Genomic DNA, 26434 nt, shown 5'->3' on the forward strand with positions numbered 1-26434 from the left:
TCCTTTTTGAAATGGCTACGATTACCTCTTTGTATTTCCACTCTTCAAATTATCTGGATTTCCCTTAAAAGTAACAATCAAAAAAGCTGCCAAACACGGCAGCTTTAAAAGTATTTTTATTTGGTTAACTAGCTTTGTCATTCTTTATAAGTTTTTCTACCTTTGTCGGTTTCCATCCTTCACCATCAACCCATTCGATATATACACGATACGTGCTTGATCCATCTTTAGGTGATACAGTACCAATTGCCTTATTCGGTTCACCGCCATTTTGTAAATACCATAAGGTCATATTACTTTGATCTATGCCAGCTCCATAGGCAATGGCTTGCTCCATTTCATTCCAATCAGTGGAACCTTTCTCGTATTGTGTAACATGCTCTCCACTTTGTTCCGTACCTACTGGCTTCCATGAAGGATCAGAATACGCTTCTTCCACATTTCCATCAGAAGCTGTTTCTTCAACTTTCTCAGACTCTACTGCATCTTCAGATTCAGAGGAATCTTGATCAGCGTTTTGGTCTTGATCTTGGCCCTCTTCGTCCTCATTCTCAGATGCTTGCTCATCTTCATTCATTGCAGTTTCTTCTTTGTCAGCTTCGTCTTCTTTATTGGTTGCCGATTGATTACTTTCAGGATTGGTATCAGCCTTCTGACTTGCCGGTTCATCATTATTACCTAAAAATATAGTAGCTCCCACAACGACAATAAGGAGAACTACAACTGTAATCAGTATATTGTAGACTTTGTTTACCTTTTTATCCTGACGTTTATCCATACGCGAAGGATATTTATCTTGCCTATCCATATACACTTCCTCCTCAAATTTATAATAAAGATTATTTTAACATGGATAGGTAATCACTAAAAGTTATTCAATTTTTCGTCATATTTTTTATTCCAGGCCTCTTTTTTGATTAATTGCATGTATCCCATTGACCATTTGTAAGTATAAAGGAGTTACCGCACCCGACTTGCTCGCTGTATCCAGATTTACAATCACCATCGCATATTTAGGTTTTTGAAAAGGAAAATAACCTGCAAACCATTTATTGTACATCTGTTTTGTTTTATCTTCCTTGGCCCCAATTTCTGCTGTTCCTGACTTACCAGCAACATCGTACTTGGCTGTATGTAGATTACCCGCAGTGGCATATTTCCCTGTTGTTGTTACTACTCCTCTTAATAATTGCTGTAGCTTGCTGGCTGTTATTTTTGAAATGGCTTTACCTTCTATAGGCTGCTCTTTGAAGGTGGCAATGGTTAATCCGTCATCATCGACCGCTTTAGTGGCAGCTCTAGCCATCATTCTTTCACCGCCTCTGGCAATCGTGGCCATCATATTGGCGATGGCAAGCGGAGTTACTTTTACATTTAGTTGACCAATCGATGTATTCGCCACAAAATTCTCATCCTTCTTCATGGAGGATTCTGTCCATATGACCCCAGATTTTTCTTCCGGCAGTTGTTTAATGAGAGATGTATGGAATACACTTCCATTCCACCCAATTGGTTGAATTAAGCCAAGCCGCTCAGCATACTCTTCAATAAGATTCGGATTTTTATCTGCCAATTCCTTTCCCAGAACTCCAAAAACTTGGTTGCTGCTTAATGCAAACCCTCGCTTAAAATCAACCATTCCTAGCAATCTTCCTGTATTTTTATCAACAGGTCGCCCTAAATGATCCAAATTACCGTTAAATTCTCTTCCATTCAGGTTTAGGCCTTCTTCTATGGCAGCAGCTGCTATAACCGTTTTAAATACGGAACCAGGAGTCTGTGGAGTAATCATTTGATTATGGTTACCCTCATTGTTTACATCTTTATTTACAAGCGGTGTGGAAAACATAGTCAGAATATCATTAGTCTCAACATCTAAAATGATGATTCCGCCTTTTTTCAGCCCACTATCATCAGCAACTTGTTCTGCAAGTTTTTGATAGTCCTGATCCAAAGTAGTCTGTATATTAATTCTTTCACCAGATTGACCTTCGTCCAAATAACGGATATCCACTCCAAACATTGGCAGTCCATTGGCTGCTTTGTGATAAACTAGTTTTTTACTGCCATTACCCTGCAGGAAGATCTGAAAGGCTTTTTGCAATCCTGTTTTCCCTACTTTTGTTTGATAATCAACCGGTGTATAGCCTATTTTATTAGCTTCATCTATTTCATTCTTATTTAATGTCAGGGACCCTAGAAGATGGCTTGCTGAAGGATTTGCTATAACCTCTCTCTTCTTTACACCTATAATACCTGGAATATGAAGATTGTTAATTTGCGCAATTTGGCTATCTGTTAATTCTGTTATACCTTTATTTTCATAAATAAATGGTTCCTCTTCACTCTTTAGCCTTTGTAGTAGTATTTCTTTCTCTATCTCAAGAATGTCTGCCACTTTATCTGCAGGCCAATCTAAATGTTTAACAAATGGAAAGAGTACTAACACCGATTTGTCCTGATAGGATATCGACTTACCTTCTCTATCAAGAAATCCACCTCTCCCATCATCCAAAGTGATTTCGTCAATTCTTTGTCTCACACTATTCTCTAATAAATTTACCCGGTGTTTGGAATATTCCTTTGGCTTCACTATCTGTATATGTACCAGCTTGGCTATTAATAAAGTAAACAGAAATAGAAAAATAATTCCTGTCCCCAATATTCTTTTTTTCATTTAACACACCCCTTACTGTTACCAGTTTCGACGGGGCTTGCCTATTTCAAACTATAATTGAACAAATAAAAAAGGCACCTAAAATAGGCGCCTTGCTGGTTCTTTCTTAAATTTCAAATTATTGAACGGATACGATTACGACTTCCATATCTCCACCTGGAGTAGAAACCGTTACTTCATCACCTGGTTTTTTTCCCATTAAACTGCGGGCAATAGGAGAATCATTTGAAATTTTATACTCAAATGGGTCAGCTTCTGCAGAACCGACAATTATATAAGTTTCTTCTTCACCATCAGGTAATTCTTTAAATGTTACGGATTTTCCTAATGTAACCGTTCCATCCTGAGATGCACCTGACTCAATAATTTGTGCATTTCTAATCATATTTTCAAGTGTAGTGATTCTTCCTTCAACAAATGCTTGTTCTTCTTTAGCAGAGTCATACTCAGAGTTTTCGGATAAGTCACCGAAACTGCGTGCAATTTTAATTCGTTCTACAACTTCTTTACGTTTAACCGTTTTTAAAAGTTCTAATTCTTTCTCTAATTTTTCTTTTCCCTCTTTAGTCATTGGGAATACTTTTTCAGTAGCCAAAAAATTTCACTCCTTCTGTACTTTCACCATGCAGCACCAACCGCTCCATGTGATCATGTGTATATATATGCACTTAATAACTATGTATATACCTTTATTGGTATAGGAATTGCGCGTTCTCAATCGAACGCGCAATTTACACTCATTGTTAGCTTAATTTCTTTTTATCGATTTGTCTATTAATTTTATCAAAATTTTTTCAAAAATGAGTAACTTTTTTGTTATTTTTATGGAAATTGGTGTAAAAACAAAATATTCCTATAAAAGGGATTTTTGCTCCAAAATCGTTTGGATTTTAGTACCAATTACATCAATAGCCACGTAATTGTGTCCGCCTTCAGGAATAATAATATCCGCATAGCGCTTAGTAGGCTCAATAAATTGGTTATGCATAGGACGTACCACAGATGTGTATTGTTCAATGACTGAATCAATTGAACGGCCCCGTTCTTTTATATCACGCATTAAACGACGTATTATACGAAGATCTGCATCGGTATCAACAAATAGTTTAATATCCATTATATCGCGTAATCTCTCATCTTCAAGTACCAAGATTCCCTCGAGAATAATAACGTCCTTAGGTTCAACAGGAATTACATCCTCAGAGCGTGTATGCATAGCATAATCATAAACCGGCTTTTCAATTGCTTCATAACGAAGCAATTTGTTAATATGCTCCAGCAATAGATCATTATCAAAAGCCAATGGATGATCATAGTTTGTCTTTAGTCGTTCCTCAAAAGGAAGATGGCTTTGATCCTTATAATAATAATCTTGTTCTAGAATCATGATGGAATGACCCTTGAATTTTTCATAGATTGCTTTTGTTACACTCGTTTTCCCTGAACCCGAGCCACCTGCAACCCCAATTACAATTGGCTTAGTCATTTTTAGTTGTTCTCCTTCCTCATCATATCATATGGATGAACCGGTTGATCGACTTTTAAGCGGACAGTCATAAGCGGATGTCTTGCAGCATCTAATTCATTGCCGTCCTCATCCCAGATTGTTCCGACTGTTTGCGTAAAGTTTTCGATATTAGGTCCGAAAAATTCAATTTCGTCTCCCGGTTTAAAGTAATTTCTTTGCTGTAACGTGACTATAGATGTATTTTCATCATACGATAAGACAAGCCCGGCAAAGTCATGCGTTGTTTTGTTATTATGATTGCCAAACATTTGCTCCTTATGGCTTGGTACACCTTCAAAGAATGCGGGAGCTGTTTCCCGATTCGCACACTTATTGAGCTCTGTAATCCATTCCTCTTTGAAAACAAAATTGTCCGGATCCGCACAATAAGTATCTATAACCTTGCGATAAACACTGACAACTGTTGCAATATAATGAATGGATTTCATACGGCCTTCGATTTTTAAGCTGTCGATTCCCATCTCTATCATAGTTGGGATGGATTCAACCAGTTTCAAATCTTTAGGACTCATCGCAAACGGTTGGTCTTCATCTTCAAATAATGGTTTTTCACCATCTTCCGTATTAGCGAATAAATGATAATCCCATCTGCATGATTGGCAGCAGCCGCCTCGATTAGAATCACGGGCTGTCATATGGTTAGATAGCGTGCAGCGCCCTGAATAAGCAATACACATCGCCCCATGAATAAAGGTTTCAATTTCAATATCAACCTTTTCTTTCATTAGCTTGATTTCTTCTCCACTCGTCTCACGTGCCAAAACAACACGATCCAGCCCTTCTTCTTTCCAAAACTGTACAGCTTTCCAGTTTGATAAGGATTGCTGTGTACTTAAGTGGATTTCCAGCTTTGGAGCAGCCTTTTTACAGGTCTCAATTATTAACGGGTCAGCTACTATAATACCTGTTACTCCAGCTTCTTCAATCCCTTTTAAATACTCCGGAAGTCCATCGATGTTCTCATTATGAGCAAAAATATTAGTGGTCACATATATTTTAGCGCCGTATTGTTTAGCAAACTCCACGCCTTCTTTCATTTCTGCCAATGAAAAATTTCCGGCATTGGAGCGCAATCCATATTCCTGACCGCCAATAAATACTGCGTCGGCACCATAACGGACAGCGATTTTTAATTTTTCCAGGTTACCGGCAGGAGCCAGTAATTCCGGTTTTTTTACAATAACGCGTTTTCCGTCAATAATCTCGGAAATTTTATTTTCTGACACGGACATTCGGTCATCCTCCATTCCCTGTTAATAAACAGTCTCCTTGAAAAAGAAGCCTGTATCCAGCGATCTGTTTGCCGGTTGAATTTCTTCAGCTTTCTGCAGCAGTTCTTCCTTCTTATCTTCGTATAGATCCGGATTCTCTGCATATAAATCAATTGCCTCGCGATACAATTTGGTTACTTCAATAAGATAGTCAGAATCCTTTAAGATTCCATCAATTTTAAAGGAGTCTACCCCAGCATCGAGCATTTCTGCCAATTCATCAATAATGCAAATATCATTCGGACTCATAATATGAGTGCCGTTTTCATCTTCAAAGATTGGGTATTTAGCGTTACGCTCAGGATCGTGCAGGAATAAGCTTTTTTGATCCTCCAGGCTATCCACTTTCATATTGCGGCCTTGGTAATTAAAGTAATTCCCGATAAGCGTCCGTTTTGACTGAAACATGGCTGTCATTCCATGCACCTGTACTTCAATCTCGACTTTGGCATGTTCTTTAATTTCAATGATAGCGTCCATATTAATTTCCCGGGCAAGGACTGCACGCTTAGCTCCTTTTGTTCCCCAGTAATTACACGTGAACCAGTTGGTCGCTGTTGTTTCTGTATTCCAATGCAGTGGCAGGTTCGGAGCTGCTTCACGAGCAGCCATCAAAACAGCTGGATCTCCAAAGATGACAGCATCAGCTTGATTGGCATCTAAGAAACGCAAATAATCGGACAGCTCGTCCACTTTCTCATTATGGAAGATGGCATTCATAGCCACATATACTTTCTTTCCTTTTGAATGGGCTAGCTGGATTGCTTCTTTAACAGCCTCTCTGTTAAATTCTCCAGCCAGTCTCAGTCCATAACGTTGTTCCCCTATAACAAATGCATCTGCACCTGCATCAATTAATGGGATGATATCTTCAACCTTAGTAGGTGTTAGTAATAGCTCAGGGGTTTTCATGCCTTTTCACCTCGTTTAATACTGATAGCCAAACCATCCCCGACAGGGATAATGACAGTATCAAAGTTTTCCTTATTCATGAGCCATTCATTATAGCCTTTTATTTTATTAACTAAATTTTTTGTTCGTTTAGATTCAATCTCTTCCTGTTCAAGAGCCACCAAGCCTTTAAAGAGAACATTATCGGAAAGGATAATTCCTCCCTCTGCCAAAGACTTTTCATATATTTCAAAGAAACGTTTATATTGTCCTTTAGCTGCGTCGATAAATATACAATCAAAAGGTCCTTCTGGAGAGACAGCTGATTCTGTCTCAAGGGCGTCACCTTTTATAATCTTTATTCTACTCTTCATGTCCGCTCTTTCAATAAAATGATGAGATTTTTCAATACGTTCCTCATCTCTTTCAATTGTCAGTATTGAAGCTTCTGGCAGCGTATACGCCATTCGTAAAGCAGAATAACCAATTGCTGTTCCAATTTCTAAAATTTTTCGCGGCTTTTGGATTTTTAGAATCTGTAACATAGACTCCATACCGGTTAATTCCATAATCGGAACACCATTTTCCCTTGCATACTCTTCCATTTCACTTAATAAATCATTTCGGGAAGGTACAAGAGTCTGTAAATAGTGATCAAGATTCTTATTCATCCTTATTCCTCCAAACCCTGTACTTTGCTTAATTCAAAAAAATGAGAAAGCCAGGTGGCTTTCTTTAAATACATACACTATTTTTATGCACTTCGAATATTTTAGCATATTTAGGGGAAAGAAGCGAAACGTTTCTTCTCTTCCATAGTTCCCCTCCAAATGCTTAATTATTCGTTATATGTTTTGCCTTATCTTTATTATGTTCTTCTAATGTTTTATTAAAGATGACTTCTCCCGATTTAGTAGCAAGGAAATATAGGTCATCAATATCTGCAGGGTTTAATGCCGCCTGAATAGAGGTTTCACCTGCATTGGCAATTGGTCCAGGGGTTAACCCCTTATGTCGATAAAGATTATATGGTGAGTCGACTTCTAAGTCTTTGTATGTCACCCGATCTTTATGCTCTCCCAATGCGTACAGAACAGTTGGATCAGTTTGCAATCGCATATCCTTCTCCATCCTGTTTTTAAACACAGCAGATATTTTATCCCTATCCACCTTCTCAGTTGCTTCTTCTTCAATTAAGGATGCCATTGTTAATAGTGTATGCGGTGTCCATTTATCCTTGGACATTTCATCCTTATACTTCGCTAAGATTTCATTGGTTTTTTTTACCATATCGCTAACAATTGACTCTATTGTTGGATCTTCCTCATAAAATGAATACGTTGCTGGATATAAATATCCTTCCAATGGATATCTGACATTCTTGGCAAGAATATCATCCGTTAATAAATCAGGATACTTATTCATCATTTCTTTAATAAATCCATTTTTATTTATAACGGCTAAGACATCTTTTGACTTTTTGCCTGTTTTCTTGGCAATAATTTCTGAAATTTGTTCCAGATCTCTTCCTTCCGGAATAGTAATTCGATAGGTCTCAGCTACAATTCCATTTTTGATTTGATCGATGATTTCCTGAATTGTCATAGATGGTGATAAATTATAGGTTCCAGCCTGGAAACCAGATTCATTTTTAAACTTGACATAGTATTTAAATACTTTCGCGTTTTTAACGACTCCATTATCCTCTAATGTTTGAGAAATCAAACTAATTCCTGAACCACGAGGGATTTCCACCTTGATTGCATCTTTATTATCTGGGTCAACAGGTTTTAATGCGGAGGAGATATACAAATACCCACCAAGTCCAACAAGCGTCATGACAAGGATGACAGCAACTAACGAAACAGTAACAATTTTCCGTACCACTCTAGCTTCACTCTGTCTTTCAAGTAGCTTTATTTTCATTTGCTCTTTCTTCCAATTTTTATCATTATCCAAAAGTGATGCCCCCCTAAGGCATTTTATTACAAGCCCTCTTTATTTATTGCAAACATTAGCGGAATCTGTCAATGATTATCATAAAACTTTTTCTTAAACCGCTTGATTATATAATAAATTTCATGAATTGACCATTACTTTTTTATAACATGCTCTATTTTTCGGAGAATTTACCTAAAATCTCTTGAATAATCATCCTTTCACCATTCCTTGTAAAACCATTTCATCATTATTCCACAATACTTAAATCTACACATAAAAAAACTCCCCCGATAAAACCGGGAGAGCTATATTTTCAGTTTATTCTTCTTCGTCGAAGAATGTATTAATGACTTCTTCAACTAGAGCCCATTCTTCATCATCTTCTATATCATTTAATGTTCCGACTTCACCTGTTTCATCAGGAATATAAGAAGCTACATGGATGAGGTCTTCATCTTCTTCGCCTTCGTTTCCTACTGGTGCAAATACAACGTATTGCTTATCATAATCATCCAATTCGAACGTAAGTAATATTTCGTGTAACTGCTCGTTACCATCTTCATCAACAATTGTTATCATATTTTCTTCCATGTCTGATCACCTCTAAATTATTTGCCGCCACTATCTAAATATCCTTGCAGAATTAAGACAGCGGCCATTTTATCTATAACTTTTTTGCGTTTTTTACGGCTTACATCTGCATCTAATAAAACCCGTTCTGCGGCCATTGTGGTTAAACGTTCATCCCACAAAACGACCGGAACCTTATATCGTTTTTCAAGCTTTGATGCATAATACTGACTTGCCTCGCCTCGCGGACCTACAGTTCCATTCATATTTTTCGGCAAACCTACGACAAATTTATCGACTTTATAAGGTTTAAGGATTTCATCTAAACGTTTCAGGCCAAGCTGATTTTTTTCTTCGTCAATTGCTATGGTTTCCAAACCTTGAGCAGTCCAGCCCATTTCATCACTGATGGCGACTCCCACAGTTTTACTACCCACATCAAGACCTACAATTCGCATATTATCCCTCTCGTTGCTGCTCTAAATAAGATTTGACCAGAACTTCTATAATCTCATCTCTTTCAAGCTTTCTAATAAGATTTCGTGCATCATTATGACGCGGAATATAAGCAGGGTCTCCTGACAAAAGATAACCTACAATCTGGTTAATAGGATTGTAACCTTTTTCATTTAGAGCATTATAGACTTCCATTAAAACATGGCTAACGTCATGCTCAAAAGAATCCTCCGGGAAATTAAATTTCATTGTTTTATCAAATGAACTCATTCCAACGCACCCCGCTTTCATTCAAAAAGCTATATTTCCATTGTTCCTCTTATTGTACACTACTTAAACCTAATAATAAAATTCGAATGATAGTTTTGGCTAGTCAATACTATCCATGCCAAAATGATTAGATTCAAAAAGAAGGGGGGCAAATCCTTTGCCCCGTTTTTATTTGTTAACCAAATCTTTTACCAGTTCAAGTGCTGCTTCTAAATCAGCAGGGTTCTTACCGCCGGCCTGAGCCATATCAGGACGTCCACCTCCGCCACCACCGCAGCGTGCCGCTACCTCTTTAATGATTTTACCGGCATGGTATCCTTGGTCTATTAAATCTTTTGTAACTGCAGCAATTAAGTTTACTTTTTCTCCTTGCGCACTTCCAAGGACAATGATGGAGGACCCTAGCTTTTGCTTTAAGTCATCAGCCATATTTCTTAAATTATTCATATCCTGAGCCTCTACCTTCGCTGATAAAACCGTTACACCATTAATTGTTTCAGCTTTGGATTGAATATTTCCTGCCTCGATATTGGAAAGCTTGGCTGCTAATGATTCATTTTCTTTTTGTGCGTCTTTTAATTCGCCTAATAGGGAATCAATTTTAACAGGCAAATCTTTTGGATTAGCTTTAACTTTAGCTGCTGCTTGGCGAAGAACACCAATTTGTTCTTTTAATTGAAGATACGCAGATTCGCCCGTTACTGCTTCAATCCTTCTGGTACCAGCCCCTATTCCACCTTCAGAGACAATTTTGAACAGCCCGATAGCAGAAGTATTAGGAACGTGGCAGCCACCGCAGAGCTCAAGGCTATAATCTCCCACTTGGACAACACGTACGATATCGCCATATTTTTCACCGAATAGAGCCATTGCCCCCATTGCTTTTGCTTCTTCAATCTGTTTATTTTCAATCGTTACATCAATACTCTTCCAAATTTTATCATTCACGATTTGCTCAACCTGTTCTAGCTCTTCTTCTGTAACTTGTCCAAAATGAGAAAAGTCAAAACGAAGTCGGTCCGGTCTTACTAAAGAACCCGCTTGGTTGACATGCGTGCCCAGTACATCCTTTAATGCTTGATGCAGTAAATGAGTTGCCGTATGGTTTTTAATGATTTTACGGCGATTTGCTTCATCTACAACCGCTTTCCCATACGCACCTTCCTTCAGTAATCCATATTCTACGATAACTGTATGCAGGTTTTGGCCATTTGGAGCTTTTTGAACATCCTTCACGAATACTCGTAGGTCTTCAGATTCAAAGAATCCTTTGTCCGCAATTTGTCCGCCGCTTTCAGCATAGAAAGGTGTTTGGTCAAAAATGATTTGAACTTCTTCTCCCGCCATGGCATCGTCCGCTTTTTCACCATTTTTAATGATTACTTCCACTGTTGCCGGGCATTCAAGGGTTTCATATCCAACAAATTTACTTTGTACTTTTATGTCACCTAAAATACCGCTTTGTACTTGCATGGAGTCTACATCCTGGCGAGCAGCACGTGCACGTGTCCGCTGAGCTTCCATCTCTCTTTCGAAACCTTTACGGTCGATTTTCATGCCTTCATCTTCAGCATACTCTTCTGTTAATTCAACTGGGAATCCATAGGTATCATAGAGACGGAATACATCAAATCCGTTTACTATATCGCTGCCCCTTTTCTTCTCAGCCTCAATAACTTCCGCAAGTATAGCTAACCCGTCATGAAGAGTTTCATGAAAACGCTCCTCTTCATTACGAACAACCTTCGCTATGAAGTCCTGTTTCTGTTTAACTTCTGGATAATAATCTACCATGATATCCGCCACAACTGGAACCAATTCATACATAAATGGCTTATTGATACCAATTTTCTTAGCAAAACGAACAGCTCTGCGCAGCAATCTGCGTAAAACATATCCGCGTCCTTCATTGGAAGGAAGTGCTCCATCACCTATTGCAAACGCAACCGTACGGATATGGTCAGCAATAACACGAAATGCTACATCTTTATCCGCACTTGTTCTATATTGTTGACCTGAAATTTCTTCAGTTTTATGGATAATCGGCAGGAATAAATCCGTATCAAAGTTCGTGTCACCATTTTGGAAAATGGATGCCATCCGCTCTAATCCCATCCCTGTATCAATATTTTTCTTCGGTAATTCAGGATACTCACTGCGCGGTATTTCTGGATTTGCATTAAATTGAGACAATACGATATTCCAGATCTCAATATAACGATCATTTTCGATATCTTCTTCAATTAAACGAATGCCGATATCTTCAGGATCAAATTTTGTACCGCGGTCAAAGAAAATTTCAGTATCAGGTCCGGATGGGCCTTCACCAATTTCCCAGAAATTGTCCTCAAGCGGAATTAAGTGACTATCCGGTACGCCTAAGCTTTTCCATACCTTAAGGGTATCAGTATCTGCTGGATAGTATGTGATATAAAGCTTGTCTTTTGGCATAGCAAACCAGCGTTCATCTGTTAATAGCTCCCATCCCCATTTGATTGCTTCCTCTCTGAAATATTCTCCAATAGAGAAGTTACCCAGCATTTCAAAGAAAGTATGGTGTCGAGCTGTTTTTCCAACATTTTCAATATCGTTTGTTCTAATCGATTTTTGGGCATTCGTAATCCTTGGATTTTCAGGAATAACTCGTCCATCAAAATATTTTTTTAATGTTGCAACTCCGGAATTAATCCATAACAGTGTCGGATCTTCCACCGGTACTAACGATGCACTCGGTTCAATTCTGTGACCTTTTTCCTGAAAGAAATCTAAAAACATTTGGCGAATTTCTGCCCCAGTCATGTACTTCATAAGATTGAATCCTCCTTTTTTATACACAAAAAAGCCCTCATCCCTAAAAACAGGGACGAGAGCTTGACTCGCGGTACCACCCTGATTACGAAACATCTAAAAAGTTTCGTCACCTCAGAAACCTTAACGCGGTTTAAACGGCGGGTTTTTGCCCGCACTCCGGACTAGCTTTCTGTCTCTCTTCTTCCAAAGTCTCTTTCAGCCATGGAGACTTCTCTCTTTCATGTAAATAGGATTTACATTCGGAAGGGCTTAAACATACTCGGTCCATCAACATATTTCAATATATTCCGTTATAAGTTGGATTATAGTCATAAGTGTTTTCTTTGTCAATGTTTCAGGAATTGTTTAAGGGTTATTCCTTAATATTTTACTATGAGTAATAGCAACCTTCAAAAAGGCTAAAATAGGGACAGCAAGAATCAGGCCTAGTATTCCGCTAATCTCACCACCGACAAGCAAAGCAAAAATGATAATAAGCGGGTGCAGCTTTAACGTTTTCCCCATGATAATTGGTGAAAGGACATTCCCCTCCAGAAATTGAATCACAATAATGATAATGGCCACCTTGATGACCATGCCCGTTGACATAGTGATCGCTACGAGCAATGCCGGAACCGCTCCAATCAGAGGTCCGAAATAGGGAATAATATTCGTTACCCCAATAAAAAGGCTCAGCAATAAAGGATACTTCATACCAAATAACCAGAAAAGTATAGCGGCAAAGGATCCCACAATCGTACAGACCAAGAGCTGTCCGCGAAGATATCCGCCCAAAGAATGGTCGATATCCTTCAAGAACTTTTTCGTTGTGTCTCTGCTTTTTTTAGGAAATAATCTTAAACCAAAATCAATAATCTTTTCAGCATCCTTCAGTAAATAAAAGGATATGAGAGGGATGAGTAACACAAAGATGAAAAAATCCGACAGCCCACTTAGCGCTTCTATTAATACAGTTATAGAAGAACTCAGTTTCATTTCTATAGAGCTGATGATTTGCTCCAAACGATCATGCAGACCAAACGGCCAGCTTGAGGTTTGTGAATGAAAACGAGCTATGTAACCTCGATATAACTCTGCCATTTCTGGTGCTCTTTCTGCAACATCAATCATTTGGTTAATGAATACTGGAATTCCTTTATACAATCCATAGCCGACTGCCCCAAAAAACACCAGATAAATCAAACCGATTGCCAAACCTCTATGCAAACCTTTCTGATGAACTTTTTCCACCAGGGGATGAAGGAGGTAACTAATAAGAGCGGCTCCAATAAATGGTGATAATGCAGTTAGAAAAACCTGTATAACAGGAAACCATATTGGTCTGAGCAAGTAAAACACAAATAATACGATAAATAATAATAATAGAAATCCAAGTCGATAAAACCACTTTATCTGTATGTTCAAAAATCCCACCTCTGTACTATTTTCTTTATGTTAAAAGAAAATATGTATGGGGATTCTGCAGGCATACACTAAAAAAGGTTTAAAAGGCAGAGAACCTACCTTTTAAACCCTTAACTTCCAATCAAAATGACTTCATGATTGTTCGTTTAATCTTTCTCATATTACGGCCGGATAGCATTCCATTATTGGACATACTCCGATAGATCGCCATTCCCGCTCCTAAGGTTATTAACGACGAAACCATTTTATTCATAGCAACTCACCTCATAATTTAGGAAGTACGAATCAAAGACTCATCTGTCGGTCTTCTTCGCTAAACAAATCATCTAAAGAACTTAACACTCCATCCTCTTCCACCTGATGGACATGCATAATTCCTTTTTGGATAGATAATTCCACAAAACAATTCCAGCAATAATATTGATTCACGCCAATCTTGCCGATATCTTTGCTGGAGCAATTCGGACATTTCATAGCAATCACCTCATAAAAAAATATCTCTGTAATTGCCAGTTTGTCCATTGTATGCAGAATTCATTCAGCTTAAAGACCGACATTTGTATTTTAACCGCGTATCATAAAATCATAAGGCGTAATGTTTTCCATCCCAATCATTGGATCTGTTTGGAATATTTTTTGCTCATACGTCAAGCCGTCTTCATTGGAACTTTCATTTTCAGTAACTGGATTTTCAGGTTTGGAGATAAGTTCCTTATCACGGAACCCTTCCTGCAGTTTTTCAAGTAGAGTTGTTCGCCGTTCCTCCTCACCACTGCGACCGACGCCGTATCGTAAGGCTTCCTCTTCACCGCATACAATCAGGAACTGTTTGCTCCTTGTTATAGCCGTGTAAATTAAGTTCCTCCTTAGCATGCGGTGATAGCTCTTAACAACTGGCAATATGACGATTGGGAATTCACTTCCCTGGGATTTATGAATGGAACAACAATAAGCATGAGTTATTTGATTGAGCTCCTGGCGTGTATACTTCGCTTCAATGCCATCAAATGAAACAAAAATCTGATCCTGCTTATCTTCATTTTCCTTTGCATAGATAATCGCAATAATTTCACCCATATCACCATTGTAAATCCCATTTTCAGGCTGATTCACTAATTGGAGAACCTTATCTCCAACCCGATAAACCACATCCCCAAAAGTCAATTCCCTTTTCTTCTTATCGCGATTATCATTAAGAATGCCCTGCAGGAGGACATTGAGGGAATCAATTCCGGCACTCCCTCTGTACATTGGAGCCAAAACCTGAATATCACGGGCTGGGAACCCTTTTTGGCGGGCATTGGTTACAACCTGCCTAATCACATCTGCTACTTGATTAGTGGAACAAGAGAAAAATGAACGATCGCCCTGCGGTTTCCGAATATCTGGAGGCAGCTGTCCGTTTTTTATCGCATGCGCGAGCTGAATAATGGAAGAACCATCTTCCTGTCTGAATATCGATTCCAGACGGGTTACAGGAATAACGGAAGAGGCAAGTAAATCCTTCAATACCTGACCTGGTCCAACTGAAGGCAACTGATCCTCATCACCAACGAGGATGACTTGCATATCATTCGGCAATGCTTTAAAAAGCTGATTGGCCAGCCAAATGTCTACCATAGACATCTCATCTACAATTAAAAGCCTTCCGCTGATTGGATTATCTTCATCACGCTGAACATCCGACCCATTCCAGCCCAATAAACGGTGGATAGTTACGGCGGGAAGCCCTGTGGATTCCTTCATCCTTTTTGCCGCGCGTCCTGTTGGAGCTGCTAAAACAAATGGAAATGGATTTTCATTATTATAATCCTTTGGATTAAGGGACAACCCATGTAATTCTGAGTATAATTCAACGATTCCTTTAATAACGGTTGTTTTACCGGTACCAGGACCTCCTGTCAGGATCAGCATCGGAGAATGTAAGGCTTTAAAGATTGCATCCTTTTGCTCCTCAGCGTACTCCATCCCAATTCGCTCTTCTAGTTTGCCTAGCTCCAATAAAAATTCAGATTCAGGAAATTGATCGGCATATGAGTCCTGAGACATAATCCGTTTAATATTCGTTACAATCCCTTTTTCAGAAAAGTAGAGGGACGGCATATAAAACCTTTTCTCTTCTCCAATGATTTTTCCCTCTTCACCGAGTTGGATAAGTGATTCCGTAATTTGCTCAAAAGTGATGGTCACATTTTGATTTTGTTCCAAGAGAGTTTTTACGCTGATCAACAGTTCCTCAGCCTCGGTATACGAATGCCCGTCCTGTACACAAGATCTGTCAAGTGTATAGAGAATCGCTGCCTTAATCCTGGATGGATGGCTTCCTCCAATGCCGAGCTGCAGTCCGATTTCATCTGCGCGAGTAAATCCAATTCCCTCAATCGTTTCGACTAGCTGGTATGGATTTTGCTCAATGATGGAAATCGTGTCCTCTTTATAAGCCTGATAAATTTTCATCGACAGCTGAGGTCCAAACCCCAGGCTGGATAAATTAATCATGATTTGCTCCAGGCCCTGATTGGCTGCCAGAGTATCATACAATTGCTTTGCCTTTTCACCGCTTAGCTTAGGAATTTGATCGAGCAATGATGGATTCGCTAAAATTTTGGAGATTGCCTTTTCGCCAAGTTTTTCGACAATCGATTCTGCAATCTTTTTACCAATCCCTTTAAAAAGAGATCCGGATAAATAAGCAATCACACCCTCCTTTGATTCAGGAACTTCACGCTGGAAGGTATCTACATGAAATTGAATCCCAAAACGGGGATGTTCTTTCATTTTCCCATAAAACGTGTATATTTCTTCCTCATGAATAGGGGGGAAATACCCGGTAATAACAGCTTCTTTTTCATCGTAATTCAAATTCGTTTCTTTCACTCTGATTCGTACAACCGAGTATAAATTTTGTTCATTATGAAAAATGGTAACCAAATGTGTTCCTTTGATGAAAGGTTTGTCATTGTCGGAGAAGACGAACGACTCTTGTTCCACAAGAAGCACCTCCCGTTTATAACAGTTCTTTCATTTGTTTTAACCCATTCAAAGCAAGGATGTGATCAGGCTGGATTTCAACCGCTTTTTCAAAATAAGCGATTGCTTTATCTGCATCTCCCTTAATCCCACCGTAGGCCACACCCAGGTTAAAATACGCATCTGCATGTGACTCATCAATTTCAAGCGTCTTATTCCATGCATCAATCGCCATATCATACATTTCAGCACCTGCCAAAGCCAGTCCATAATGGAACTGAGCTTCTGCATCCGACGGATTTAATTCAACACTTCTTTGGAAATAAGGTAATGCCAGCTTCGGCTGGTCTAAATGAAGCAGACATAATCCCAGCATAAACATCACATCTGCTGTTTCAATTCCTTTTTTGATAGCCAGCTCAAACTGATCCTTCGCCTTCACTAAATCATCGAGCTCATAATAAATGCTGCCCAATCCATAATAGGCAGTCGCAGCTTCCGGATCCAGTTCAATAGCTCTTTCAAAAAATTTAATCGCACGTTGATTGTCGTTCATCGATGCCAATACATTGCCGAAATTGATAAACCCTACTGGGTCATTTGGATTTTCTTCAATCATTTCGGTGAATACTTTTGCAGCATCCTCCCATTTTCCTTGTTCCATATATTGAATACCTAATTTATTTTTATCCATACTATTCACTCCTACATTCCTAACTGAATGGAAATAGTATACCACAAAGTGATAGTCCGTTGTCCCAGAGACAAGCATCTGGGCTAGCAGCGCGCCATCATTTATAAGTTATAGTAAATCCCACCAGTTTACCTTCCTATTTATGACTAGGTTACTCTCTTAATCATATAGATTAAAATATTACACTTTTTGTTAAAATTCTTTGATTTTAGGGTAGAAGTATATCTATGGGAGTGAGAGATATGAAGAAACTACACTATGCAGCTGGACTTTTACTAATAATCGGACTGATTTATATCGGATATACCTTCTTTTTAGATGAAAAGATAAAAGCCGATCAGGAACATGTCATTATGGCTTTAGGTGATTCCTTAACCTATGGGGTGGGCGATCGCCATGAGGAAGGCTATGTCGGTCAGCTTGAAAAAATTTCAGAAAGCGAATCCTCAAATAAAAATTATAAAATCAATAATTATGGAATTCCGGGTCAGGAGTCAGAGGGAGTTATCAAACAATTAGCGAATCCTACAATAAGTGAGAAAGTGAATGAAGCTGACTATATTATCTTATTTATAGGCACTAATGATTTGCGTACAAGTTTGGGCGGTGATTTTCAAACCATCAATCAAGCCGCTATAAAGAAAGGGAAAAAAGATTATCTTGATAATGTAGATGACATTTTGAAAAGCATTCGCATGGTTGACCATGATGTCCCCTTTATTGTTGTTGGATTATATAATCCATTTCCTAATGACGACCGCCTTGACGAAATTCTAGATGACTGGAATCACGATCTAAAAGAAACGGTCAGTAACTACTCATCTATCACCTTCGTACCAACAGATGATTTGTTTCAGGATAAAACAAAAAAAGACTATTTCAGTGATAGCCTCCATTTAAATGACAAGGGATATCGCCTGATTGCTAATCGAATCAGCGAAGAAATATAGAAGGCTATGGAGCTTAATCCATAGCCTTTCTTTTTTCATAGTATCTTAAGAAGCCCTTAACAATTTCATTTACGACAATGGTTCCAATTGTACAGAAGAAGATTAGGATCCATTCCCTTAAGCCTATCGGTTCAATCTTGAGTAATTTGGCAAAAGGTTCGATATAAACAACTGCCAATTGTAACAAGATGACACCTATGACAGACCAATTTAAATATTTATTGCTAAATACATCTGTTTTCCAGATTGGTTTACGTAAATGTCTGACATTATATACTTGCATGTAGCTAATAAAGGTTAGTGCCATAAAGGCAACCGTTTGTCCGACTCTCAGTTCATGGTCTGTAAGCTGATTAAATTGTAAATCGAATATGGAATCAATTCCAGCAGCCCATTTCAACCCAATTAGGAAGGCTAGGAGAGAAGCTACACCAATCAACAAACCATTTAAAATCAGGAAGATGACTGAATCCCTCGTGAAAATCCCTTCTTTTTTAGGCCTTGGTTTATCCAGCATAACATCCTTATTCTTATCTACACCAAGCGCAAAGGCTGGAATAGAATCACCAACTAAATTCAGCCATAAAATATGGACGGTCAGTAACGGTGTCGGCCAGCCAAGCAAGATGGCAAAAAAGAGCACTAGAACTTCACCAAAGTTACTTGTAACAAGGAAAAGCACAGATTTTCGTATATTAGCAAAAATATTTCTACCCTCTTCAACCGCTTTTATAATCGTGGTGAAATTATCATCCATTAAAACCATATCAGAGGCACCCTTGGCAACATCTGTCCCAGTTTGTCCCATAGCAACCCCAATATCAGCTGTTTTTAAGGAAGGAGCATCATTAACACCATCACCGGTCATTGAAACAATATGCCCATTTTCTTTGAAGGCCTGAACGATTTGGACTTTATGCTCCGGTGATACCCGGGCGAATACACGAGTATCGACTGCTGCTTCCTTCAATTCTTCAGGTGTCATTTGATTCAATTCGGCACCCGTGATAACTTTATCGGATTCCGTTATCCCTAAACGGTGCGCAATCGCAATCGCTGTTTGCGGATGATCACCTGTAATCATCGTTACTTCAATTCCTGAACGATGAGCTCTTTCAATTTGAAGTTTTGCCTCCGGTCGAGGCGGATCCATCAAGCCTACCATTCCAAAAAACGTCAAACCATTCTCTATTTCTTCTTCATTCAATTCAGAAATCGCTTCGGCCGAAACTCTTTTTCCCGCCAAAGCCATTACACGAAGAGCGCGGTTGGACATCTGCATCACAGCTTGATTAATTTCAGTTATGTATTCCGGCGTCATTTTTACTATTTCGCTATCTAGTTGAATAGTGGTTATTCTCTCTAGCAGGATATCTACTGCACCTTTTGTCAGTACAATGTATCCATCGCCATCTTTATGTATGGTAGTCATCCTTTTTCTCGTTGAATCGAACGGAATTTCGGCTACACGCGGAAATTCTTTATCTAAATCAGACTTTGTGTAACCATTCACATGTGCTGCTTTAACAAAAGCCACTTCTGTCGGGTCGCCGGTTTCTTCCGGTTCATAAGTGGCATCCGAGCATAATGCCAATTGATTAATCAACCTTTGGTCATCCGCAGAATATGGTACATCTTCCTCTATAACTTTTAAATTAACATAACGCTCAACGACACTCATTTTGTTCAAAGTCAGTGTTCCTGTTTTATCTGAACAAATCATGCTAACCGAACCCAAAGTTTCAACTGCCGGAATTCTTCGTATAATTGCCTTTTGCTTAATGAGGCGCCTTACCCCTAGCGTTAAAACAATTATGACCATTGTCGATAAACTCTCAGGTATAGCCGAAACAGCAAGACTTGTGGAAATCATAAACATTTCTCCAGGATTCCGTCCCTGCATTAATCCTACAATGAACATAACGACACAAACGATAATGGCACAATAACTTAATTTTTTCCCAAGCTGATCAAGATTTTTCTGCAAAGGAGTTTTGCTGGATTCAGTGCTGTGAAGCATTTCAGCTATTTTCCCAACCTCTGTATTCAACCCGGTTGCAGCCACAATTCCAATCCCTCGGCCATTTGTAACTTGAGTAGACATGAATGCCATATTAAGATAATCACCAAGTGGCTGATCAGGATTTTCCAAATTCCAATTCTCGTCCTTATCTACTGGAAGGCTCTCCCCCGTTAAAGCAGACTCTTCAATTTTCAAGGAATGGGATTGAATGATACGAATATCAGCCGGTACTGTCCTTCCGGCTTCAAGTAAGACGCAGTCACCAGGTACGAGCAAGGATGCATCTATTTCCCTGACATTTCCTTCTCTTTTTACCAAGGCTTTCGGTGCTGCTAACTTTTTTAGTTCGTCCAATGCATTTTCTGCCTTTTTCTCTTGGACTACACCAATAATGGTGTTGATAATAATCACAAATGTAATAATTAAACCGTCACTCACTTCACCCACTATAAATGAGAATAAAGCGGCAACCATCAATATGTAATTAAGTGTGTTATGTATTTGTAAAGCAATCATTTTTAACAATGAATTTTTTTGCTCCACTCCGAATTCATTTTTTCCATAGTCTTTTAATCTCGCTTCGGCTTCTTTTTCCGTTATCCCCCTTTCTGCATCAGTTTCAAATACTTTTAATACCTCTTTCTTGGAAAGTGAATAATCGTACTTCTTCACATCCATCTTCATCACCTGCATATGTATATTTTACAGAACGTAAATAGCCTGTTTCTCTACGAAACAGACTATCCACATTCAATTGGCTATTTTATTTACCCAACATAATCAAGTTTTAAACCTTTTTTATAAACTTTATCGATGGTACCTCCACCCAAGCAGACTTCACCATCATAAAATACTGCAGCTTGCCCAGGAGTCACCGCTCTGATTGGCTCAGCAAAAATTACTTCTGCCTGATTGTCATCCAATACTTTCACTGTTACCTTATTATCTGCCTGGCGATATCTGAATTTAGCTGTACACTCAAAAGTATCACCTGGTTTCCTTTCGGAAATCCAGTTCATTTTGTCAGCGATAATAGAATCAGAATAGAGGCTGTCATGGTGAAAACCTTGCTCTACTAATAGAACATTGTTTTCTAAATCTTTCCCAACCGCAAACCACGGTTCACCGCTTCCGCCAATTCCAAGTCCATGACGCTGTCCCAATGTATAATACATAAGGCCGTCATGCTTACCCTTCAGTTCACCACTCATCGTTCTCATCTCACCAGGTTTAGCCGGCAAATATTGCCCAAGAAATTCCTTAAAGTTACGCTCGCCGATAAAACAAATGCCTGTAGAATCTTTTTTAGTAGCCGTTGGCAGGCCAGCCTCCAAGGCAATTTCTCTAATTTTTGGCTTATCATACTCACCAATCGGGAACATAACCTTGCTTAATTGCTCCTGAGTTAATTGGTTTAGAAAATAAGTTTGATCCTTATTATTATCCAACCCTCTAAGCATTTTATATTCTCCGTCTTGGTAAGCCACACGCGCATAATGGCCTGTGGCCAAATAATCTGCACCTAGATCCATGGCATGCTCAAGAAATGCCTTAAATTTAATTTCTTTATTACACATCACATCGGGATTTGGTGTACGTCCCGCTTTATATTCCTCAAGGAAATAAGAAAACACTTTATCCCAATACTGTTTTTCAAAATTGACTGCATAGTAGGGAATTCCAATATGATTGCAGACACGGATGACATCTTCATAGTCCTCCGTAGCTGTACAAACACCATTTTCATCTGTATCGTCCCAGTTTTTCATGAAAATTCCTACAACGTCATAGCCCTGCTCTTTTAAAAGATAAGCTGCAACAGAAGAATCCACTCCACCGGACATTCCGACAACAACTCTAGTTTCCGCCGGGGATTTCATTATACACTTCACCTCATACCTATTTACTTCACTAATCGATTTATCACATTTACAGCAATCTTCGCTGCTTTTTCTACTTCTTGTTCCGTATTGCCCTGCCCAAAGCTGAAGCGAATTGAATTCTTTGTCCGCTCTGAATCTTTTCCAAACATCGAGACAAGAACATGCGATGGTTCAATCGATCCAGCTGTACAGGCAGAACCGCTTGAAACAGCCACCCCTGCCAAATCCATATTGACTAAGAAAGCCTCAACACTCGTTCCTGGAAAACTAATATTCAATACATGCGGCAGTGAATCATCCAGCTTTCCATTGATGGAATAATTAATACCTGCTTCGTCAAATACATGGAGCATTATTTCTTTAAAGGCTCTATACTGCTTCGCTTTCTCCTCACGTGTGTTAGACATCAGCTCAGCCGCCTTTGCAAAGCCTGCTGCCCCAGGCACGTTTTCAGTTCCTGCCCGGCGTTTTCTTTCCTGCTCACCGCCAAGTAGCAATGGCTTAAATGGTACGCCTTTTCGCGCATATAAGAAGCCAATACCTTTCGGACCATTAATTTTATGTGCAGACACACTTAAGAAATCCACAGCTAACTCATGAACCGATATAGGAATGATTCCGTATGCCTGTACCGCATCTGTGTGGAACAATGCCTGATGGTCAGCCAAAAGCCTGCCAATTTCCTGAATAGGCTGAATAGTGCCCACTTCATTATTTCCGAACATGATTGTCACTAAAACTGTATCATCTCGTAATGCTTCCTGAACAGCACTCACAGTTACCTGTCCTTCTTCATTGACAGGCAAATACGTAACCTCGTATCCCTCTTTTTCAAGAGCCTGGCATGTATGCAATACGGCATGATGTTCAATTTCTGACGTAATAATATGTTTGCCTTTATTCTTCATAGCTTGTACACTGCTATAGATTGCGGCATTATCTGCTTCTGTACCACCGCTCGTGAATATAATTTCATCTATTTGTGCACCAATACTTTCAGCCAGCACTCTTCTTGCATCATCAATTAGCTTTCTCGATTCTCTGCCGAATTGGTGAATGCTTGATGGATTTCCGTAAGTCTTCTTCATAACCTCCGTCATCACATCAATAACTTCTGGATGCATAGGCGTTGTCGCTGCATGATCCATATAAACCCGTTCCATGGCCTATACCTCCTTTGCCTAAACAAAATTACTTTATATTAAATGTAGAACATATATGATTGAGTGGAGTCGTCCTCTTCTTCATAGGATGCCAAGTCTTCCAAAGTTGTATTATCCAAAACATCCTTTACAGCATCTCTGATTTTAATCCACAATTGCCGTTTAACAGGTTCTTCGTCCTCAATGCCTTCAACCGGTGTAATTGGGCCTTCAAGCACCTTGATCACATCACCTGCTGTAATTTCATGTGGATCTTTCGTTAGTTTATAGCCGCCATAGGCACCCCTTACACTTTTAACAAGTCCTGCATTACGCAAGGGGGTAACCAATTGTTCCAAATAGTGTTCGGACAAATTATTTGATTGTGCTATCGATTTTAGGGAAGTAGGACCTTCTCCATGTTTCTTAGCTAAATCAATCATAATGGTAAGTCCGTATCTTCCTTTGGTAGATATTTTCATTACTTAGCACCTCAGCCTTACATTTAGTCTACAAAAGTATACCATACATTAAATCATTGCCTATTTTCAATGACTCAGTACAATTCTTCTTAATTTTTTATTTTCTATTTAATCATAGTAAAAAAAACCAGTTTCGACTACAGGAAATCTCATGAAAGGATAAAATTCGCAGCTCTTACGCAAAAACGAAAATATAGGAATGTGAAGCGTTTATCGATATAATGAAAGCATCCTGAAGCTTATTTGTGGAGGTTAGTTAGTTGAATACTGAACCACTCGCATTTCGAATGCGACCTAAGAACTTAGATGAAATTATTGGCCAGAACGAAATCATCGGCAAACAAACCAGTTTATATAAAATGATTAAAAACGGGCATGTCCCTTCTATGTTATTATATGGTGAACCTGGCATTGGAAAAACATCCATTGCTTATGCAATTGCGGGAACCACCAAAATACCGTTCATTGCTTTAAATGCAACTACAGCCGGGAAGAAGGATATCGAAGCAGTTGTTGATGAAACACGTCTGACCGGGCAGGTTATCCTCTTTCTTGATGAGATTCACCGATTCAATAAAGCTCAGCAGGATTATCTTCTGCCACATGTAGAACGAGGCGATATCATTTTAATCGGTGCCACAACGGAAAACCCATTCCATGATGTCAATCCAGCTATTCGGAGCCGCTGCGGCCAAATCAAGCAGCTTACCCGCTTATCTGTCGAAGAAACCATCACACTGCTCCAAAGAGCCCTTTCTGATGAAAAAAATGGTCTGGGAAAAATGGATATCCAAATCACCGAGGAACAAATAAAAAAAATTGCCCTTCACTCAAATGGAGATGCAAGAAAATCGTTAACGCTGCTGGAATCAGCAGTTTTCTCATCAACCAGGGATGAGGATACGTATATCATAGAAGATGAAGTCATTGACGATTTAGGCGGGAATGTAGGAGTTTATGGAGATAAAAAAGGCTCAAACTTCTATAACCTGTTATCCGCCCTGCAAAAAAGCATAAGAGGAAGCGACGTTCATGCTTCTTTATATTATTTAGCTCACCTTCTTGAGGTTGGTGATCTGGTTGCAGTCAATCGGAGACTTTTAGTGATTGCTTATGAAGATATCGGACTGGCAAATCCCTCCGTCGGAAATAATGTGTTGGCAGCTGTTACCGCCAGTGAACGTCTCGGTCTTCCCGAGGCGCGTATCCCGCTTTCAGTGGCTGTTGTGGAAATGTGTCTATCCTCCAAATCAAATTCTGCTTATAAGGCATTGGATCAAGCCATTTCGGATATTCGAAGCGGCAAAGTCGGGGATATCCCTAAGCATTTACGTGATGCCCATTATTCAGGCTCAAAAGACCTCGGGCATGTTGGTTATAAATACCCGCATGACTACCCTATCGGCACTTTCGGTGGCTGGGTCAAACAAGATTATCTCCCATGCAACTTAAAGGGAACAAAATACTATGATCCGATTGAATCCGGCGAGGAGAAACGATTAGCTGCTATATATGAAAGACTGGAACAGTTTAAAAATAAGCAGTAAAAAAGATTGGCTTCTATTAGCCAATCTTTTTTACATGCAGGTAACAATTCACCCATAACGTTAATCATTCACTCGTTTGATTTTAATTTCCTTCAATGCTTCTCTTACTACCCAGCTTGCTGCAATCAATCCTGCCGTAGATGGTACAAACGCATTAGATGAAGGCGGGAATTTAGCCTTACGAATATCTGCATCCTGGTTGCCCACCACTTTTGTCACTTCATCAAAAGGCACAATTGGGCTCTCATCGGAGAAAATGACTGGAATCCCTTTTCGAATGCCTTCTTTCTTTAATTTTGTACGGATCACTTTAGCTAATGGATCTGTATGTGTTTTAGATATATCCGCGATTTGAAAGCGGGTTGGATCCATCTTATTGGCTGCGCCCATGCTTGAGATGATAGGAATATTCCTTATCAAACATTCTTTCATCAAGTGAATTTTGTAAATAATCGTATCGGAGGCATCGATTACATAATCCGGTTTATAGGCGAAGAAATCCTGATATGTTTCCTCTGTATAGAACATTTTTAAAGCAATTACTTCGCAATCTGGATTGATGTCAAAAATACGCTTTTTCATAGCATCTACTTTTTGCTCTCCAACAGTGGATAATAACGCATGAATTTGTCTATTCACATTTGTTATATCTATATCGTCCTTATCTACCAAGATTAACGTGCCCACCCCGGATCGCGCTAAAGCTTCCACGGCAAAAGAACCCACTCCGCCAATACCTAGAATCGCCACAGTTGTATTTTTTAATATTTCCAAGCCATCTTTCCCGACAGCCAATTCATTACGTGAGAATTGATGCAACATGAATAGCTCCACTCCAATTTCATTTTGTTAGTAAATGTAATTACCTATTTTTATTTTCCTAAACATTTCTGTTCATCTATACGCGCTTAACTCTTTGATTGT

24 protein-coding genes are annotated in these 26434 nt (G+C 39.1%); 2 read left to right on the forward strand and 22 right to left on the reverse strand.

Annotated features, from left to right (window positions below):
- Positions 1-124: 124 nt before the first annotated feature.
- The 17 genes from FHY45_RS16895 to FHY45_RS16975 all read right to left on the reverse strand — a co-directional run bounded on the left by FHY45_RS16895 (position 125) and on the right by FHY45_RS16975 (position 17483).
- Entirely contained in the window at positions 125-808 is a 684-nt protein-coding gene (locus tag FHY45_RS16895) for a YrrS family protein (protein ID WP_257469163.1), read from the reverse strand.
- 87 nt (positions 809-895) lie between these two features.
- Complete coding sequence (locus tag FHY45_RS16900; protein WP_139892606.1) at positions 896-2677, reverse strand: peptidoglycan D,D-transpeptidase FtsI family protein; 1782 nt, start codon at positions 2675-2677, stop codon at positions 896-898.
- A gap of 118 nt (positions 2678-2795) precedes the next feature.
- Positions 2796-3272 carry a transcription elongation factor GreA gene (gene greA / locus FHY45_RS16905; RefSeq protein WP_066105374.1) on the reverse strand — a complete coding sequence of 159 codons (477 nt, stop codon included), beginning with the start codon at positions 3270-3272 and terminating at the stop codon, positions 2796-2798.
- A gap of 258 nt (positions 3273-3530) precedes the next feature.
- Entirely contained in the window at positions 3531-4163 is a 633-nt protein-coding gene (gene udk / locus FHY45_RS16910; RefSeq protein WP_066105382.1) for a uridine kinase, read from the reverse strand.
- A gap of 2 nt (positions 4164-4165) precedes the next feature.
- Entirely contained in the window at positions 4166-5437 is a 1272-nt protein-coding gene (locus FHY45_RS16915) for a peptidase U32 family protein (RefSeq protein WP_066105385.1), read from the reverse strand.
- Positions 5438-5458: 21 nt separating this feature from the next.
- Entirely contained in the window at positions 5459-6388 is a 930-nt protein-coding gene (locus FHY45_RS16920) for a peptidase U32 family protein (protein ID WP_066105387.1), read from the reverse strand.
- Positions 6385-7038 (reverse strand): O-methyltransferase, encoded by a 654-nt coding sequence (locus tag FHY45_RS16925; protein WP_139892607.1) that lies wholly within the window; start codon positions 7036-7038, stop codon positions 6385-6387. Before FHY45_RS16925 ends, FHY45_RS16920 begins: the two co-directional genes overlap by 4 nt.
- Positions 7039-7201: 163 nt before the next feature.
- The gene (gene mltG, locus FHY45_RS16930) at positions 7202-8326 is read right to left on the reverse strand and encodes an endolytic transglycosylase MltG (RefSeq protein WP_373925493.1); all 1125 of its coding nucleotides are present in this window, start codon (positions 8324-8326) and stop codon (positions 7202-7204) included.
- A gap of 300 nt (positions 8327-8626) precedes the next feature.
- Positions 8627-8899, reverse strand: a complete 273-nt coding sequence (locus tag FHY45_RS16935) for a DUF1292 domain-containing protein (RefSeq protein ID WP_066105394.1) — start codon at positions 8897-8899, stop codon at positions 8627-8629.
- A gap of 17 nt (positions 8900-8916) precedes the next feature.
- Positions 8917-9336 (reverse strand): Holliday junction resolvase RuvX, encoded by a 420-nt coding sequence (gene ruvX / locus FHY45_RS16940; protein ID WP_066105397.1) that lies wholly within the window; start codon positions 9334-9336, stop codon positions 8917-8919.
- A 1-nt stretch (position 9337) separates the two neighbouring features.
- The gene (locus tag FHY45_RS16945; protein ID WP_066105399.1) at positions 9338-9604 is read right to left on the reverse strand and encodes an IreB family regulatory phosphoprotein; all 267 of its coding nucleotides are present in this window, start codon (positions 9602-9604) and stop codon (positions 9338-9340) included.
- A 168-nt stretch (positions 9605-9772) separates the two neighbouring features.
- On the reverse strand, positions 9773-12412 hold the full coding sequence (gene alaS, locus FHY45_RS16950) for an alanine--tRNA ligase (RefSeq protein ID WP_066105403.1): 2640 nt from the start codon (positions 12410-12412) through the stop codon (positions 9773-9775).
- Positions 12413-12760: 348 nt separating this feature from the next.
- Complete coding sequence (locus FHY45_RS16955) at positions 12761-13828, reverse strand: AI-2E family transporter (protein ID WP_306821560.1); 1068 nt, start codon at positions 13826-13828, stop codon at positions 12761-12763.
- A gap of 112 nt (positions 13829-13940) precedes the next feature.
- Entirely contained in the window at positions 13941-14072 is a 132-nt protein-coding gene (locus FHY45_RS16960; protein WP_077248072.1) for a YrzQ family protein, read from the reverse strand.
- Between the two features lie 32 nt (positions 14073-14104).
- Positions 14105-14293 carry a hypothetical protein gene (locus tag FHY45_RS16965; protein ID WP_066105409.1) on the reverse strand — a complete coding sequence of 63 codons (189 nt, stop codon included), beginning with the start codon at positions 14291-14293 and terminating at the stop codon, positions 14105-14107.
- Between the two features lie 90 nt (positions 14294-14383).
- Positions 14384-16810, reverse strand: a complete 2427-nt coding sequence (gene recD2, locus FHY45_RS16970; RefSeq protein ID WP_225983612.1) for an SF1B family DNA helicase RecD2 — start codon at positions 16808-16810, stop codon at positions 14384-14386.
- A 16-nt stretch (positions 16811-16826) separates the two neighbouring features.
- The gene (locus tag FHY45_RS16975; RefSeq protein ID WP_066105415.1) at positions 16827-17483 is read right to left on the reverse strand and encodes a tetratricopeptide repeat protein; all 657 of its coding nucleotides are present in this window, start codon (positions 17481-17483) and stop codon (positions 16827-16829) included.
- Between the two features lie 242 nt (positions 17484-17725).
- Between FHY45_RS16975 and FHY45_RS16980 the strand changes: the two genes are divergently transcribed.
- Complete coding sequence (locus FHY45_RS16980) at positions 17726-18433, forward strand: DUF459 domain-containing protein (RefSeq protein WP_175354277.1); 708 nt, start codon at positions 17726-17728, stop codon at positions 18431-18433.
- A 13-nt stretch (positions 18434-18446) separates the two neighbouring features.
- On the opposite strand, the gene FHY45_RS16985 is transcribed toward FHY45_RS16980, so the two are convergent.
- The 4 genes from FHY45_RS16985 to cymR form a co-directional block, all read right to left on the reverse strand.
- Positions 18447-21134, reverse strand: a complete 2688-nt coding sequence (locus FHY45_RS16985) for a cation-translocating P-type ATPase (protein WP_257469164.1) — start codon at positions 21132-21134, stop codon at positions 18447-18449.
- A gap of 89 nt (positions 21135-21223) precedes the next feature.
- Positions 21224-22336, reverse strand: a complete 1113-nt coding sequence (gene mnmA, locus FHY45_RS16990; RefSeq protein WP_373925494.1) for a tRNA 2-thiouridine(34) synthase MnmA — start codon at positions 22334-22336, stop codon at positions 21224-21226.
- 23 nt (positions 22337-22359) lie between these two features.
- Positions 22360-23502 (reverse strand): cysteine desulfurase family protein, encoded by a 1143-nt coding sequence (locus FHY45_RS16995; RefSeq protein ID WP_066105423.1) that lies wholly within the window; start codon positions 23500-23502, stop codon positions 22360-22362.
- 38 nt (positions 23503-23540) lie between these two features.
- Entirely contained in the window at positions 23541-23963 is a 423-nt protein-coding gene (cymR, locus tag FHY45_RS17000) for a cysteine metabolism transcriptional regulator CymR (RefSeq protein WP_066105425.1), read from the reverse strand.
- Positions 23964-24223: 260 nt separating this feature from the next.
- Here cymR and FHY45_RS17005 point away from each other — a divergent pair, with 260 nt between their 5' ends.
- Positions 24224-25510: a replication-associated recombination protein A gene (locus FHY45_RS17005; RefSeq protein ID WP_139892608.1), complete on the forward strand. Its 1287-nt coding sequence runs from the start codon at positions 24224-24226 to the stop codon at positions 25508-25510.
- A 60-nt stretch (positions 25511-25570) separates the two neighbouring features.
- Here FHY45_RS17005 and FHY45_RS17010 read toward each other — a convergent pair whose 3' ends face one another.
- On the reverse strand, positions 25571-26332 hold the full coding sequence (locus FHY45_RS17010; protein WP_066105431.1) for a tRNA threonylcarbamoyladenosine dehydratase: 762 nt from the start codon (positions 26330-26332) through the stop codon (positions 25571-25573).
- Between the last annotated feature and the right edge of the window lie 102 nt (positions 26333-26434).

It is taken from the genome of Bacillus sp. D386 (genome assembly GCF_006346415.1).

Bases quoted from the DNA above. Each gene is read 5' to 3' on its own strand.
- cymR (WP_066105425.1), bottom strand. From the start codon at position 23,963: ATGAAAATATCTACCAAAGGAAGATACGGACTTACCATTATGATTGAT.
- FHY45_RS16995 (WP_066105423.1), bottom strand. From the start codon at position 23,502: ATGGAACGGGTTTATATGGATCATGCAGCGACAACGCCTATGCATCCA.
- alaS (WP_066105403.1), bottom strand. From the start codon at position 12,412: ATGAAGTACATGACTGGGGCAGAAATTCGCCAAATGTTTTTAGATTTC.
- FHY45_RS16900 (WP_139892606.1), bottom strand. From the start codon at position 2,677: ATGAAAAAAAGAATATTGGGGACAGGAATTATTTTTCTATTTCTGTTT.
- FHY45_RS16975 (WP_066105415.1), bottom strand. From the start codon at position 17,483: ATGGATAAAAATAAATTAGGTATTCAATATATGGAACAAGGAAAATGG.
- ruvX (WP_066105397.1), bottom strand. From the start codon at position 9,336: ATGCGAATTGTAGGTCTTGATGTGGGTAGTAAAACTGTGGGAGTCGCC.
- FHY45_RS16985 (WP_257469164.1), bottom strand. From the start codon at position 21,134: ATGGATGTGAAGAAGTACGATTATTCACTTTCCAAGAAAGAGGTATTA.
- FHY45_RS16980 (WP_175354277.1), top strand. From the start codon at position 17,726: ATGAAGAAACTACACTATGCAGCTGGACTTTTACTAATAATCGGACTG.
- FHY45_RS16935 (WP_066105394.1), bottom strand. From the start codon at position 8,899: ATGGAAGAAAATATGATAACAATTGTTGATGAAGATGGTAACGAGCAG.
- FHY45_RS16925 (WP_139892607.1), bottom strand. From the start codon at position 7,038: ATGAATAAGAATCTTGATCACTATTTACAGACTCTTGTACCTTCCCGA.
- udk (WP_066105382.1), bottom strand. From the start codon at position 4,163: ATGACTAAGCCAATTGTAATTGGGGTTGCAGGTGGCTCGGGTTCAGGG.
- mnmA (WP_373925494.1), bottom strand. From the start codon at position 22,336: ATGAAATCCCCGGCGGAAACTAGAGTTGTTGTCGGAATGTCCGGTGGA.
- FHY45_RS16915 (WP_066105385.1), bottom strand. From the start codon at position 5,437: ATGTCCGTGTCAGAAAATAAAATTTCCGAGATTATTGACGGAAAACGC.
- FHY45_RS16895 (WP_257469163.1), bottom strand. From the start codon at position 808: ATGGATAGGCAAGATAAATATCCTTCGCGTATGGATAAACGTCAGGAT.
- FHY45_RS16920 (WP_066105387.1), bottom strand. From the start codon at position 6,388: ATGAAAACCCCTGAGCTATTACTAACACCTACTAAGGTTGAAGATATC.
- FHY45_RS17010 (WP_066105431.1), bottom strand. From the start codon at position 26,332: ATGTTGCATCAATTCTCACGTAATGAATTGGCTGTCGGGAAAGATGGC.
- FHY45_RS16965 (WP_066105409.1), bottom strand. From the start codon at position 14,293: ATGAAATGTCCGAATTGCTCCAGCAAAGATATCGGCAAGATTGGCGTG.
- FHY45_RS16945 (WP_066105399.1), bottom strand. From the start codon at position 9,604: ATGAGTTCATTTGATAAAACAATGAAATTTAATTTCCCGGAGGATTCT.
- FHY45_RS16960 (WP_077248072.1), bottom strand. From the start codon at position 14,072: ATGAATAAAATGGTTTCGTCGTTAATAACCTTAGGAGCGGGAATGGCG.